Below are 15,454 nucleotides of genomic sequence, written 5' to 3'. Positions count from 1 at the left end.
GTGCACCCTGCGCATTTTTTTGCCTATTACTCAAAGATTAAGAACCCGACATGATCATCATGGTGCTTATTCTTTGCTTTATGGTGATACCAATGACGCTTACTGTGCTTCATCGTATCTTGCTCTAGATGGAAACTAATACCTTCTGGATTGAGCGGCTCATCCGCTAACAACACAGGCCAGAGACCCTTCTTATCAGCTACCCCAGTAACGCTGAGCGCCACCGCGCTCGCCGATACGAGGTCACCATTCAGGTCTAACACCCCGTCGTTTTTCCAGCCCTTGTTGTGGAAATGCTTAAAGTGTTTAGAGAATTTCGCAAACTTCTCAAACTTTGGATGTCTATGGTGTTTGCTTTGATCTCCAAGACCAGCTTCATAGGCAACTCCATTGATGAAGCCTGTGCCACTCTCAATCACAATATACCCAAGAGTCTCGCTTGCTCTCTCACGTTCTTCATCGCTACCGACATGCTTTCCTACATGTAAGTACTTCGAACTGGCTGTATCATGCTTCTTCTTGCCCATGCTCCAAAATACGGACCAGCGTGGGTCGTTTGCACTCATCACTTGACCCACAACAACAGGAGCCTCGTAACTATTCGCATAGCTCACTTCTTCAGCTGTCCAGTCCTTGCTGTGTGCTGTAAGCTGCGATTCTATACGAACAGCTTCCATCACCACACCATCGTCTTCTAAAGTATAAACTCCCTCTTCAACAGCGATGATGGAAACATCACAAAGATACGCTTCACCCTCTCCATCTACACGATCAATCTTCACTTCAAACTCTGAGCCTGCAGCTGCACGCACGCGTGTCACCACTGCAGTCTCACCATCAACGATCGGTGTCGCAATAATCACCGGGGAGTTGTACCTGCGCCCTAAGTCAACAGTCGTCCAGCTGTCACTAGACACCCCGCTCACTGTCGTGCGCACCATCTTTGGCGACAGATCTGCAACAGTGCTAAAGCTGCTCGTACTTGACCAACTCACCCCAGCACTATTCTCAGCACGCACTGTGAAGTAGTAATGCGTTCCATCTATCAATCCACTCAGCAATTCACTGTAGCTTCCAGATTCCGCAGCCTCTACGGATATACTATGCTGCCAAGATGACACCTCAGTACCTCCATCTAACTCTCCATATAAAACAGTGAGTGACACAGCTTCACCACCATCACTCACTATTTCATAACTAACCTCTGCTTGATCCATGCTAGTGCTCAAAACTCCATGGTTCGCCAACACTGGTACTGTCACTTCAAAGACATCTAACACAGTCACAACCACCGTAGCCTGATCGCTAGCTCCCGCACTGTCCCTGACTTCAATCTCAAGCTTATAGGAACTCAAAGTCTCATAGTCGAGTGCCGTCGCTAAAATGATGTTCCCATCTGAATCGATGTCAAATGCCTCGCCGACATTGCCTGAGAGAATCGTGTAGCTAAAACTGTCGTTAACATCCACATCCTCTACCTGCACACTTGTCACAATCGAACCAGGAGCCAAATCCTCAGCAACTGACACAGCACCAGCAGATAGAACCGGCTCGTCATTGGTATTGAGCACTTCAACTTGCACTTCAGCCTCTGCACTCAAACCACCTGCATCAATCACGCGAACGCGCAACACATTCAAGCCTGCATCTCCGTTTGCGGGTGTCCCAGAAACCACACCTTCAGCGGATACGTCCAACCATGCTGGCCCCGCCACCTTCTCATAACTGAGGCTGTCAGCTATGTCTGACTCTACAACAAATGGCTTCATGTCCGCACTGAAGAAGAGGTCTTCAGTCGCTGCCTCCAACAGAATCGGATCAGCATTGAAACTCGGAGCCATGTTTGCCCCTAGACCAATCCACTCAAGGTCATCAAATCCCACCCAAGTGCTGCTGCCTTCCAAGGTTTCTAACATGATAGCCACTGGCAGCCCTGCTGCAGCAGCTCCCGCTGTCACATACACTGATTCACCTGCTACCTTGGACCCTGAATTTACGGGATTCAGACTGCCCTCCACCGATGAAAGAGCCACGAAGTCAGCCCCATCCCAAGTGCCCACTGACACACGGTAGTGCAATACTCCATTCGCAGAAGCCGCACGAGCTCCATTCCAAGCCAACTCATAACGCTCACCTTCTACAAAGGTGTTAGCCAATTCATTCAATACACTGAAAGTCTGACCTGAATTCACAGAAATCAACATCTTGCTCGCTACACGGTTCGTGTCGAAAATTCGCGAGTCATTGTTCAACTCGATCCACCCATTGCCCAAGTCAGTCCCTGCGGCACCTTCAAAGCTCTCAGCAAATAAGACCCCTGAAGCTTCTGCAACTGAGATGACCAAACTAGTCTCCGCAGTCGCTCCCGCACTGTCACTCACTTGTAGCGTGAAATGGTTTTCACCAACCGCAGCCGCTTGAGGCACACCACTCAGTGTCCCATCTGCAGCTACCTCCAACCATGCTGGCCCACTCAACTTCGCAAAGCTAAAGCTTTCGCCTGCATCCTGATCTTCTACAAAGCCTGCCAGTGAACCACTATACAGCGCTGCTTCCATCGCCACGTCGGTGAATTCTGCATAACTAAAACGAGGCGCTTCATTCGCATTCTCCACACGCACCACCACCACAGCGCTCGCACTCAAACCTCCCTCATCCGTCACTGAGACAGTCAGAGCATAGCTCTCTTGAGTCTCGTAGTCCAGACCACTCGCTGTGCTCAAAACTCCTGTCGCAGAATCTAATACAAACACCCCAGCTTCATTACCTGACTCAATCTGATAGGTCAGAGCCCCACCCTCAGCGTCATTCGCAACAATACTGCCCACATCCGTGCCGATAGCTGCAATCTCGCTGATATTAAAATCAGCACTCTCGACTAAGGGCGCTACATTCAGCCCCCCTTCAGGAAGGTACGCATTGCCACTATCCGTGCGGATATAGTCCACAGTCACATCAAAGCCGTTCCCAAATGAACCACCAGTGTAATCACCCATGATCAAGCGCTCACTGCCCACTGACAAATCGGGACTCGCTCCTGCAATCGGTGTCAAACGCTCGCCGTCACGCCATACATGATAAACACTCTCTACTGCATCATAACCCACACGGAACACATGATACTCACCATCCAAGTTATTGTGGTATGCCACAAAGTCATTGCCGCCATTATCCTGAGTCCTGTCGCCGTATATTTCAATTACCGGAGCATTGCTGCCATTTTCTAACCAAATTGCAAAACCGTTCGGGTTGGCATCAAACTTCAGTCGAGCTTCGAAGGTGTAGTAACCGTCATTCTTTGTCGCCCAATCACTCCCTTCTCCTTCTAACCAAGTGGCTGACCCACCACTGTGCACAAGTTGCATGTCTGTGTCATTGACTATACCCGGGCTAACACCTCCTACGGTAGTCCAACCATTGACCATGTCCACACCATCGTAAATCTCGCTGCCTTCGTAGCCACCTAAAATGTTAATGTAATCAACGGTCACATCATATCCATTGCCGAAAGAACCACCCGTGTAGTCCCCCATCAGCAATCGCTCATCACCACCTACCTGATCATAGGGAGCACCTGCCGCTTCCGTCAGCATCACACCATCGCGCCAAACGCGGTAAACACCTGCAGCCGGATCGTGAGTGACTTTGAATGTGTGAAACTCACCATCCACATTGTTGTGCGCCACATTGAAGCTATTAGCTCCATAATCTTGCGTTCTGTCCGCATGAATCTCTATCAAAATCCGGTGCGTCCCAGTACCTAACCAAAGCATGTAGCCATTCGGATTAGCATCAAACTTCAAACGCGCCTCAAAACTCCAGATCCCGTCATTTATCTCACTCCAACCAATGTTGGTGCCATTGAGCATCGTCGATGTTCCTGGGTTGGACACCTGAATATCATCTGGCGCTATCTCCGTAATCACAGGGCTGCCAATTGTCGACCAGCCTCCTACAGCACTACCACTGTTCCAAATTTCACTGCCTTCTGATGCGATAGCTCCAAGCTCTCGACTCGGCTTCTCCTTCTGAGCCAACACTTCCTCAAACTCAGGCAAAGGCTGCTCTACGATCCCCATGGCGGCAGCAATACGCGCTCCCACATGATCCTCACCTAAGGCGTTAGGATGAACCTTGTCGTAGGTCATGCTGCCAGGCTCAAATCCCTCATTCGTGTCCACCAACCATACAGGCGAAGCCGATGATAGGGCATTCTTCTCCGCCACCATCGCCGGCAATAACGCGTTCACCGCATCTACCGTCGAAAATGAAATGTTTGAGGTGTAAAGTAGCTTACAAACAAAAATGCTCACCTCTGGATTCGCCCCGCGGAGCTGATCAACGATCGTTGCAATGTCGTCTCTAATTTGCGTAGCACTGCTGCTGCCCGTGTCATTGATACCGATCATCACTGAGGCCGTGTCCGGCACATAAGTGACACCCACATTGCCAGTCCCCGTTGCGTTAGGATCCGGATAGGGCACCTTGTTACCCAATGAATTTAAATCATACTCCTGTGGGTCTGCTTGCCCAGTCCAGTTAAGTAATGTCCCTTCACCTAAGTAGTTGTTCCGTCGATTCGATGGCAATGCCACACGACCATTGATCCAGAACGACCGCCAGCCCCAGTGACCATCATGGTTGTTTTCAAAAACCTGACCATTCACATCCGGCGCAGTCACCGCCCCTCCCCGATACGCATGCGCATTGCTCCCCACAAACTTGTACCCCGCATTCTCATCAATCGGCACCCCGGCCTCCGCAAGTCGCTTGAATACTTGATAACGGTAACTCGGGTTGCCATTCCCACCCTGAGTAATCGAATCACCAATGAAAACTAACTTCCCATAGTGACGCTGCACCACCCCCTCATCAAAAAAACGATTCGCAAATCGCTGACCAATCGTAAGCTTCGCTTGCTTGTTAAAATGTAATCCGTCAGCTGCCACATACGCCGCAATGTCCTCATTACCAAAATAGCTTAGATACGAAGTGCTTTCAGCAATCGCTGCGTGCTCAGCACGCGTCGTGTCAGCCGCTGCTCCAGCGGATACAATCCCTGCTATGCTGCCGTGCATGTTAGAAGCATTCGGCAAATCAACTCTCAAGTTGTCGACCAGTTCCTTGAAACGAGTCCCAGCTACCGCAGCCTCACTCGTATTGTTGCTCTCCCCCTGTAAGTACATCAAACCAACAATCTCAAAGGTGTGCCCCTCAGCTGTGAGCCCAGTTGTCGCCTCACTCACAGCATCTAATATCTCGCCATACATGTGCCCACTAGATGCTTTGTGCCAATGGCTGTTGCCACCACCACCTCGAGTCACCTTAATCACCCCAAAATCACGCACACCCGCTCGGTATAACTTGCGTGAAAAATCAATCTCCGCCCCCCAATGGCTGGCACTGCCTCCGTAAACTCCCCCCTGCTGTTCCTGCAAGCTCGTGAAAGTCACCAAAGGAGATGCCGGGTTGAGCACCTCACCTGAATGACCAATCTCTTGGCTGTCACTCACCACATTGCTCCATGCAAACTTTATATGCTGATCCGCTGGGTCCACTCCCACTGAAACATCAGCCTCACCACCATTCGTCGTGCCTAATGCGTTAGACTGACCTGTTAACAAAAATAACCTGTAGTGTTCCGCCTGTAGCTGAGCCAACGAAAACACCCCCAATGTCATGAGAGCACAATGCGATAATTTGAATTTCATAGCTTGGATTTTTCGACACACCCCGCAACCGACTACCTGAAATACAGCCATCAGAAATGCGTCATATTTGCTGGCAAAACAAACCACTAACAGACACCCCCAATCGACACCATTCAACTGGCTTGCGAAACAAACCACACATATTCCCCTTCCCACAACGCTTTCACCAAAGGCAATATGCTCTCCTCTCTGGCACTACGTCATAGAAGCAAAGCACTCCCGAGCCCCCCGTTCTTCAATGCCACACACCAAGAACAATGAAACACACCAGCATTCTGGCTCAAACAACACAAGTGCTCAGACATTCCATCCATCAAGGGAAGTGGAAACTCACACTCCCATCCGAACGAAAACTCGCGCTTGAACTCGAAGTCGGAAGAACCACCCTCCGCAGAGCCCTGGAAGTCGTCACAGAGCAAGGCTACCTTGCCCCCTGCGAACCTGGCAAAGCTCGAAAAATTGCGGACCCACTCCCCGCCGCCCCCGACCTCCACTCACCCACCCAACCCGCTCTAGTCGTCTGGCTCACCACACTCACTGAGGAACAAATGCCACACCTCATCCTGCGTGCCATTGCCAATCTCCGAATCACCCTCCCCAATATCAACGCACAACTCGAAGTCATCACTCTCCCCACCTCCCTCATCCACTCCCCACCTGAAAAACTCTCAGCTTGGGCCGAATCGCTCAACGCCAAAGTATGGCTGCTCCAGTCCCTCCCTCAAGATGTCCGCTCTTGGTTCGCACATTCCCCCCACCACACCATCGGCCTCGGCGCCAGTAACCAAAACGAATCCATCCCATCAATCTCCGTCGACATCGCCGCATCTGGCTACCACGCCATCCAACAATTCATCCGTAAAAAACACCAAAGCATCCTCCTCGTCGTCAACGACGACCAACTCGGCGATAATAAACGACTCGCTGACCAATTCCGCCAGTTCTTCCACGAAAACCCATCCCTCTCCGGTGAGTGCATTGTCACCCAGTCCTCACCAACCACCCTCCAACAATCACTCCATAACCACTTCCATACTTCACAAAATCCCGCCACCGCCATCATCGTCGACATCCCACAAAATGCCTTCGGCACCGTCACTTGGCTCCAACAAAATGGCCTGCGCATCCCCTACGATACCTCCATCGTCCTCCTGCGCAGTGAACCCAGTATCACCTTCATCACCCCCAAACTCGCCCACTACAAGGCCCGCGAAGACCTCTTCCCAAAACAAGCATTCCAGTGGATCAGTGACCTCCTCAGCTCCGGTACCTGCCCACAATCCCAAATCCAACTCATCCCAGATTTCATCCCAGGACTCTCAATCTCAAACGCCAGATCTACCACACCATGCAAGTAAAGCGACACCTCATCCAAGAACGAGCCGCAGATACCATCCGTACCAAAATTGCCCAAGGCATCTGGCCCAAACACCTCCCCTCAGAACGCCAACTCGCCCAACAACTTAATATCGGCCGGAGCACCCTGCGCAAAGTCCTCGACACCCTCACCCACCAAAACGTCCTCAAAAAAGCACAACCCAATAAAAAACGAGAAATCGCCTCCCCTCCCACAGCTACCCATACACCCACATCCCAAAGAACTGTCGCGTGGCTCTCCCCTGAACCCTTCAGCGATATGTCACAAACTTCACTCAGAATCATTGCAACCGTCAAACGACACCTCGCAGACGCTGATGTGAAAATGAATATCATCCACCTCCCCACTCGTTTCGCACCTAAATCTAACAAACACATCGAACAAATTGTCCAAGAAAACCCCGCAGGCGCATGGATCCTCCAAAGCATGGACCTTGAGGTCAGACAATGGTTCGCACACACCCAAACCCCAGCCGTCGTCGCCGGCGGCATCACCCCTAGCGAATCCTTAAACTCCATCTCCATAGACATCTCACTCGCTGGAGCTGACGCTACTAAAAAGCTGCTCGACCTTGGCCATCACTCCATAGCTCTCATCCAATCAGGTAGAGCCAAAGCCGATGACACCAAACTCGCCAGTATATTTAACTCACTCACCACTCCGGTTCAGAGCTCCGTCATTCCTGTTGCATCCACTCCAGAAAGCATTCCGACCGCTCTAGAAGGACTCTTCCAACGTAAATCCCCCCCCACAGCTATCATCGTAGATAATCCACGTAATGCCGTTGGCGTGGTCTCTTGGCTCCAACACCACGGTTATAAAATCCCACAACACGTCTCACTCATCCTCCTACGTACCCAGCCACTCATCGACTTCTGCACCCCCAAACTTGCCCACTACGTCTTTAATGAGGAAGAAGCCTGCTTCCAACTCAGCCAATGGACCATCGACCTCCTCGATAAAAAAACACTCAGCCAACAACATATCCAACTCGACGCTACTTACATCCCAGGTTCCTCGGTCAAAGCTGGCCTAACCCCAATCTAGCCCTTGGTTCAGCTCACAAACCACTACCAAAAGCTCACTCCCCCCCTCAACTCACCTATCCTCCAATCCAACCCAACGCGGTTCACACACCCGCACATAACCCAAAGAAAAACACAGCACAATCAAACCCACTTCTTGTTCGTAATAACTGCCTGTGTCCAGTTCCCCCACTTGGACACAGGTATTTTTTTGCAACCACACATTTTCTCTACACATCCCAGTAGATTCTAATACTTATTGATTTAACCCAACCATTTGGTTCAAATAAATTCCCATAACCTCCAACGACCCCAATAAGCGTCAAAGGTCCCCCCCGGTCCATAGCACTCCTTCTCATCACCCTTTTCACACTCCTCTGCTTCGCTCTCTGCTTGAACCTTACCGATAGCAAAAAGTCGGACCCAACCTCGAAATCTAACATTTCTAGCACAGCGTACCCTACCCACCCGACTCCCTCAGCGCCCGCGAAAGTGATCCCATCAGGCACGCTCACATCCGGAAAAATCAAACGCGGCCCTAACAAGCAATTGCTTTTCCCAACCCCAGCCACACACACACCTCAACCCAACAGCTTCCACACAAAGCCGATTTTCCTGACGACAAATACCCTAACCGGACCACTCAGCACCAACCGCTTTACCCTCTCAGCCACTGAAATAACAATCGACCAGAACTCCCTCGCTCAGTTTCTTAAGGCGAAGACTTCTGCTGTCAAAATCCCCCTCAGTGAATCCCGCTCGGCAACTGTCCTAGTAGACCAAATCCGCTCGCGCGGCGACCACACCCACACCATCGTCGGAAAGGTCCTCCACTCCCCTGGTAGCCAAGTAATCCTCACCTTCCACGAAGAGGTCGTCTCGGGCTCAGTCGCATATGACTCCTCTAACGAACACTTTGAATTCGCCAATGCCGGTAATGGCAATATGGTCGTCCGCCAACTCGACCCAAATGCCTTCACCGAAAAATGCGGCCAGCCAGATGACCATATCAAACTCCAGCCTCAACAACCAACCGCCCAAGCCTACAACACAGCCTCACTCTCATAAACCAGTCCCTGCACTTGCCTGAGAAAACTTGAATGTCAATCTGTTAGAATAGGGCGCATGTTAATGCCCCTAACCCAATTTCTGGAACCCATTCCTAACAATGCTTCCTAAATCACCTTCCTTCCCTCCCACACGCTGTGTTAACCTCCCTCCCTATGGCTATCCCAAAACCAAAGTCCTTCGACCCCTCCGATCTAGAAAAACTAGCACACCAAACCATTCGCTCAGCCAAATTCCCCATGCTGGCCACCATCGATGCTGACCATCCAAGATTGCGCCCCGTCTCACCAGTAAAAGTCGACCGCTTTACCATCTATGTGGCCAACCTAAAACCCTACCAGAAAACGGCCCAAATCGCAGCCAACCCAAATGTCGAACTCTGCTACCTCGACTCAGAGCATAATCAAGTCCGAATCTCCGGAACTGCCTCCGTCGTCACCGACACCTCCCTTCTCCAAGAAATCTGGGATCAAAACCCACTCCTGCGTAACTACCTCGGTGAAATCACCAACCCTCAGCTCATTATCTACAAAATCACCCCACGGCAGGTGCGCTACATGAAAGAATGGGCCCTCGAATACCACGATATCCCTCTCTAAGCCACTCCCCCATAACCCCATTGGCCACCTCACCCTCCCTCAAAACTGGCCCTGTAAACATACCAGTACTCCCCCATCAAATATCCCCCTCCCGCTTGGTACATACTTGTGAAGACTTTCTCTTTTCGTCACACCTATGAAATCGATCATCCAATCTCTAGCCTGTAGCGCCCTGCTTATTCCTCTCACCACTGCAGCCGACTCCGCTCCGCCACACATCATCCTCATTATGAGCGATGACCAAGGCTGGGGAGACGTTGCATACAATGGCAACCCCATCGTAAAAACCCCTCACCTCGACAAAATGGCCAACGAAGGCATCCGTCTCGACCGCTTTTACGCCGCCACCCCAGTCTGCTCCCCTACCCGTGGCAGCTGCCTCACGGGACGTCATCCCTACCGCTACGGTATCGAATGGGCCGGTGAAGTCGGCCTCCCCAACGAGGAAGTCACCCTCGCAGAATCCCTCGCCTCTGCCGGATACGCCACTGGACACTTCGGAAAATGGCACATCGGCCAACTCAGCAAAACCGTCAAACAAACCTACTTCCCAGGCGAAAAAGCCAACCCCGACCACTACTCACCACCATGGGAAAATGGCTACCAGGTCAGCTTCGCCACCGCCGCCTCCGTCCCCACCTACAATCCTTACTTCCATGACAGCCCAGAGCTCGGTCAACCAGGCTACAAATTCATCATGGATAAACCCGTCACCCACGGCTCCACCATCGGCATCAGAGTCAGAGAAAACTATTGGACCGGTCCCGGCCAGTTTGTCGACGAAAACCTCGCCGGAGAAGACTCTACCATCATCATGGATAGAGCACTCGACTTCATTGAGTCGCACAAAGACACCCCCACCTTCACCACCATCTGGTTCCACTCACCCCACACTCCTATCGTCGCTGGCGATGCCATGCGTGCCCTCTACCCAAACGAGTCCATCGAACGCCAACATTGGTTCGGCTGCCTCAGCGCCATCGACCAAGAAGTAGGCCGACTCCGCAGCAGACTCCGTGAGCTCAAAATCGCCGACAACACCATTGTCTGGTTCTGCAGCGACAATGGCCCTTCCTATATCCACTCCCATAATTCCTCCGGCCCCTTCAAAGGCAAAAAAGCCACCCTCTGGGAAGGTGGTATCCGCGTGCCAGGAATCGTCGAGTGGCCAGCCAAACTCAAAGGGAATCGCGTCCTCAACACCCCCATGAGCACAAGCGACTTCTACCCCACCCTACTCGCCGCCGCCGGTGTCGCACACCCGCAAAAACAACCGCCGCTCGATGGCATCAACGTCCTCCCCATCCTCCAAGGCACCCAGCAAAAGCGCGCCAACTACATCCCCTTCCAAGCCCCAGTCATGAACGACAAAAACGTCTTCGCAAAAAAAGGCTCCCTCCAAATGTGCCTCCAAGGCGACACCTACAAACTCGCCAGCTTCGATGGGGGAAACACCTGGATGCTCTTCAACATGGACACCGATAAAGAAGAACAACACAACATCGCTGACCAACACCCAGAGATTGTTAATAAAATGGCTGATTACCTCAAGTCTTGGCGCGCCTCCTGCGCCCAAAGCGCCCAAGGCGACGACTACCAATAAGCCCCCCTAACAGACACATTCACACCCGCACTCACGCCCCCTTTCTTCTCACAACGAACAAAGCTCCAATCCCCCCCAAAGCTGCTCACCATCCACCATGCGACTTCTTCTCATTTCCTTCTGCCTCGCCCAGTCCCTTTTTACCCAAGCCGAAACGATCCGCCCACCCTACAAGGTTGGCACCCCACCAGCGGATGCCGGACGAGGGCTCGTCCGTGTCAGCCCCAATGAAATTCGCCACTACCCAGGCAAGGGCGGCACCCGCTACATCCTCAGCCTCGACAACGGAGCCACTTGGTCCTCCAAACCACTCCCCCCCAGCTACCCCGGCTCCACTCTACTCAAAAAAGAAACCTCCGCCATCACCCCACTCCCCACCCCCGATAGCTTCCTCAAAATTGAACCCGCCTACCGCGGCGATAACCCCAAACAAGGCATGTTCGTCACCTACGACGGCCTCGATGGCAGCTGGAAAAAACTCACCAAGCCAGATGGTTCCCCCATCCTCCCCAAAGGCATCCTGCGCAACCCCATCGTCTTCAACCAAGGCAAACGCTGGCTCATCCCCGCTCACTCAGGGGGCTGCTTCACCTATTTCTCCGATGACCAAGGAAAATCATGGCAGCGCTCTAACAAAGTAAACGCCCCCGCCCATAAACCAGGTGGCGTCCACCTCGGTAGCCGGTGGAACCACGGCATGGTCGGCGCCACCCTCGCCGAACTAAAAGATGGACGCATTTGGATGCTCGCCCGAACCGCCCAAGACTTCTTCTACGAATCCTTCTCTGACGACCATGGTACCTCCTGGAGCCCCGCACAACCATCGCGCTTCCACGGCAATAACGTCCTCGGAACACTCCTCCGACTCGACGACGGTAGACTCCTCTTCCTCTGGAATAATGCCAACTCCCTCCCAGAACTCGCCCGCGCTAACAACGGCCGCGAAGATGTCTTCAATAACCGCGATGCCGCCCACGCCGCCATCTCTGAAGACGATGGCAAAACTTGGATCGGCTTCCGAGAAATTGCTCTCGACCACCGACGTAATGAAAGCGACTACGCTGTCTTCCAGGGCTCTAACGACCGTGGTGTCCAACAAGTCGAAGCCCTCCAACTCGACAAAAACCGCGTCCTCCTCAGCCTCGGCCAGCACCCCACCCACCGCCAACTCCTCATCCTCAACCTCCGCTGGCTCTACCAAACCGAACGCCAATCGGATTTCACCTCAGGCGCCCAAGACTGGAGCACCCACCAGTTCTTCAGCAAAGTGCGCGGCCACCTCGGGTACAACCGCACCCCTGGACCTAAAGTCGTCACGCGCGATGGCCACTCAGCCCTCCACCTCATCCACACCGACGACCCAGAAATCCTCAATAATAAACAAGGTGCCACCTGGAACTTCCCCTCAGCCACAGCTGGCACCCTCAGCACCCGCCTCATGCTCGAACCACACGCAGGCGGCACCAAAATCTGTCTCCTCGACCACTGGCTCAATCCCACTGACACCACCGTCGACCAGTTCTCCCAGTTTGCTCTCCACATCGATGCCCAAGGTAAATCTCCAGATGGCACGCCACTCCTCACCCCCGGAAAATGGCAGACGCTCACCTTCCAATGGGATCAAAAATCCTGCACCGTCAGCAATGACAGCGGCTCTAGCCTTAAACTTCCCCTCAACCTCCCTACCTCAAATGGTGTCAGCTACATCCACTTCTCAACCACCTCTGAGACACCCACAACCAAAGGGCTGCTCATTCAAAATACGAAGATGACTGCCTCCCCATAAGCCGTATCCCTCCACTACTGCAAGAGAAGACATCAAGGCTTGGCCTGCCCTCCCCTCTAGGGCACGCTCCCAGCCATGAGCACGACATTTGACCTGCAAGGCCAACACCAAGACAAAGCCTACCAAATCCTCTCCAGCCTCATTACCCCTCGTCCCATCGCCTGGGTCACCACCCTCAACGAGGATGGCAGCACCAATGCCGCACCCTTCTCCTTCTTTAACTGCTTTGGCTCGCGCCCACCACTCGTCGTCTTCGCACCAGGAAACCGTGAGCCCGGTGTCCCAAAAGACACAGCACGCAATATCCGACGCCATCGCCAATTCGTCATCCACACCGTAGATGCCTCAGTCATGCACGCCATGAACGATAGCGCCGCACCCCACCCCTACGGAGTCAGCGAAGTCGACCTCAATAAACTTACCCTCACCCCCTCCGAAACCATCGATGTCCCCCGCATCACTGAAGCCCCTGTCGCCCTCGAATGCTCCGAACATAGCTGCATCGAAATTGGCGCCAACCGGCTCGTCCTCGGTATCGTTCAGCGCGTCCATGTCCGAGAGGGCCTCATGGACCCCACCACCGCCAAACTCAATACCCACGCCTACGCCCCCATCGGCCGTATGGCCTCCCCGAATTGGTACTGCACCACCGATGCCCTCTTCGAACTCATCCGCCCATAGCCACCACATTTCCTTAAAGTGGTCGTTTCCTGCGACCATTACTCTCCTATTTCATTTTGAGAAAAAAAACCTACCTTAGGAACTGGAAATTATAGTGTATTGATTTTCACCCAGCCCTTTCTCCAATTGTGTAGGGAGAAAGGGCACCTCCCCCCTCAAAGCCCCATTTGTCGCACTTTTTGCGCCCACCCCCGACTTTTCATTGCTGTTTTTTAGCAATTGGTGCTATTTTGATACATTCTATTGCCACTTTGCAACCTATGCACATTATGAAATTCTGATTCACTTTTTGAGCAAAAAAGACACTCAAGCCATGCAGCCCAACTAGAAAAATACTCTGTATGGATGGAGATGAAACAGAACCTTATCCAACTCTTTTTCACCCATGCCAATCATTCCTCAGCGCCAATCTCTACTTGGCCAAACAGTCACGAGCATCCGTATCGCCATCACCACCGGCGACTGGACCGGCATGCTGCCCTCAGAACGCCGCCTCTGCGACCAACTCAAAATCAGCCGTAGCACCCTGCGACGTGCCCTTGAAAAAGTCGAAGAAGAAGGCCTCATCGAACCCGGTCGCCCAGGCCGCCGCAGACGCATCACCTATTCCGGTGAAACGCTCCACCCAGATGAACTGAAACAAGCTAGTAACCAAAAAGTCATCTGGCTCACCCGCCTCCCACTTTCCGAACTCCCCAGCACCAGCCTTAGGCTCATCGCCCTCCTGCAAAACCAACTCGCAGGACAACGCTGTATCGTCGATATCATCCGCGTCCCTGAACGCATCATCGCCAACCCACAACAACACATGGAAGATTGGCTCAGCGAACACGATGCTGAAGCCTACGTCCTCCACTGGATGCCCGAGAACGTCCAACTCTGGTTCCAGCAAACCCAACAACCATGCTGCATCATCGGCAGCCCAGGCAATGGCGTGAACCTCCCCAGTGTCGAAATCGACTCCCTCGCTTCCATGCGCCACGCCCTCGCTATGCTCCAACGCCAAGGCCACCAAACTATCGGCCTCATCCGTGAAGAATCTCCACTCGTCGGCGAAATCAATATCGAACGCATCTTGCTCGAACAAGCGCCTGGCCACTTCCAAGCCACCGTTGCCTCCTGCCCCAAAGATCCCTACCTCATCGATGAAGCTCTTGAGAGAATGTGGAAAAACCCAGAGAAACGCCCCAGCGCCATCATCTGCAGCCTCCCCCACCTCGCCCTCTACGCCATGAGCTGGTTCCAAAAACGCGGCATCTCCATCCCCGATGAAGTCAGTATCCTTACCCTGCGCTGGCAACCATTGCTCGACTACTTCACTCCGAGCATCGCACACTATGTGATCAATGAAGAACGTGCCATCATCGAAATGACCCCACGTCTCCTCGACTTGCTGCGCCACCAAACCTGCTCAACCTCGCCCATCAACCTCGTCCCCGAATTTGTCGACGGCGAAACCCTCCTCACCAACTCCACCTCAGCAGAGAAACAACCCGCCTAACCCACTCGGTGGTCTCCATTACCGACCAGGTGGCTTAAGGTTGGTACCAAATCATTCCTATGGTATGCCATGGGCTGTTACTTTATCCTAACAGCCCATTTT

General features: G+C 52.7%; 9 protein-coding genes. 8 read left to right on the top strand and 1 reads right to left on the bottom strand.

Annotation, left to right across the window (positions count from 1 at the left end; genetic code table 11):
- Nucleotides 1-26: 26 nt before the first annotated feature.
- A complete protein-coding gene (locus ACFSW8_RS14940) occupies nucleotides 27-5,711 on the bottom strand; it encodes a cadherin domain-containing protein (RefSeq protein WP_377086946.1) in 5,685 nt (1,894 codons plus the stop codon).
- 257 nt (nucleotides 5,712-5,968) lie between these two features.
- Between ACFSW8_RS14940 and ACFSW8_RS14935 the strand changes: the two genes are divergently transcribed.
- From ACFSW8_RS14935 to ACFSW8_RS14900, 8 genes are all read left to right on the top strand, one after another.
- Complete coding sequence (locus ACFSW8_RS14935) at nucleotides 5,969-7,069, top strand: substrate-binding domain-containing protein (RefSeq protein WP_377086950.1); 1,101 nt, start codon at nucleotides 5,969-5,971, stop codon at nucleotides 7,067-7,069.
- Complete coding sequence (locus tag ACFSW8_RS14930) at nucleotides 7,060-8,136, top strand: substrate-binding domain-containing protein (protein WP_377086951.1); 1,077 nt, start codon at nucleotides 7,060-7,062, stop codon at nucleotides 8,134-8,136. The genes ACFSW8_RS14935 and ACFSW8_RS14930 overlap by 10 nt, the downstream gene beginning before the upstream one ends.
- A 371-nt stretch (nucleotides 8,137-8,507) precedes the next feature.
- Nucleotides 8,508-9,182 carry a hypothetical protein gene (locus ACFSW8_RS14925; RefSeq protein WP_377086954.1) on the top strand — a complete coding sequence of 225 codons (675 nt, stop codon included), beginning with the start codon at nucleotides 8,508-8,510 and terminating at the stop codon, nucleotides 9,180-9,182.
- Nucleotides 9,183-9,337: 155 nt separating this feature from the next.
- Entirely contained in the window at nucleotides 9,338-9,781 is a 444-nt protein-coding gene (locus ACFSW8_RS14920; protein WP_377178640.1) for a pyridoxamine 5'-phosphate oxidase family protein, read from the top strand.
- Nucleotides 9,782-9,917: 136 nt separating this feature from the next.
- Nucleotides 9,918-11,384, top strand: a complete 1,467-nt coding sequence (locus tag ACFSW8_RS14915; RefSeq protein WP_377086957.1) for a sulfatase-like hydrolase/transferase — start codon at nucleotides 9,918-9,920, stop codon at nucleotides 11,382-11,384.
- A gap of 97 nt (nucleotides 11,385-11,481) precedes the next feature.
- Nucleotides 11,482-13,170, top strand: a complete 1,689-nt coding sequence (locus ACFSW8_RS14910) for a sialidase family protein (RefSeq protein ID WP_377086959.1) — start codon at nucleotides 11,482-11,484, stop codon at nucleotides 13,168-13,170.
- 75 nt (nucleotides 13,171-13,245) lie between these two features.
- Nucleotides 13,246-13,851, top strand: coding sequence for a flavin reductase family protein (locus ACFSW8_RS14905; RefSeq protein ID WP_377086960.1), 606 nt, complete (start codon nucleotides 13,246-13,248; stop codon nucleotides 13,849-13,851).
- A 385-nt stretch (nucleotides 13,852-14,236) separates the two neighbouring features.
- Entirely contained in the window at nucleotides 14,237-15,352 is a 1,116-nt protein-coding gene (locus tag ACFSW8_RS14900) for a substrate-binding domain-containing protein (protein WP_377086962.1), read from the top strand.
- Nucleotides 15,353-15,454 lie beyond the last annotated feature (102 nt).

The sequence above is a fragment of the Rubritalea tangerina genome (assembly GCF_042683245.1).
Taxonomy (GTDB): Bacteria; Verrucomicrobiota; Verrucomicrobiia; order Verrucomicrobiales; family Akkermansiaceae; genus Rubritalea; species Rubritalea tangerina.
This window is presented reverse-complemented; position numbering and strand designations above follow the sequence as displayed.

Excerpts from the sequence above, each read along its gene's own strand:
- ACFSW8_RS14940 (WP_377086946.1), bottom strand. The coding sequence starts at position 5,711 with ATGAAATTCAAATTATCGCATTGTGCTCTCATGACATTGGGGGTGTTT.
- ACFSW8_RS14935 (WP_377086950.1), top strand. The coding sequence starts at position 5,969 with ATGAAACACACCAGCATTCTGGCTCAAACAACACAAGTGCTCAGACAT.
- ACFSW8_RS14930 (WP_377086951.1), top strand. The coding sequence starts at position 7,060 with ATGCAAGTAAAGCGACACCTCATCCAAGAACGAGCCGCAGATACCATC.
- ACFSW8_RS14920 (WP_377178640.1), top strand. The coding sequence starts at position 9,338 with ATGGCTATCCCAAAACCAAAGTCCTTCGACCCCTCCGATCTAGAAAAA.
- ACFSW8_RS14915 (WP_377086957.1), top strand. The coding sequence starts at position 9,918 with ATGAAATCGATCATCCAATCTCTAGCCTGTAGCGCCCTGCTTATTCCT.
- ACFSW8_RS14910 (WP_377086959.1), top strand. The coding sequence starts at position 11,482 with ATGCGACTTCTTCTCATTTCCTTCTGCCTCGCCCAGTCCCTTTTTACC.
- ACFSW8_RS14905 (WP_377086960.1), top strand. The coding sequence starts at position 13,246 with ATGAGCACGACATTTGACCTGCAAGGCCAACACCAAGACAAAGCCTAC.
- ACFSW8_RS14900 (WP_377086962.1), top strand. The coding sequence starts at position 14,237 with ATGCCAATCATTCCTCAGCGCCAATCTCTACTTGGCCAAACAGTCACG.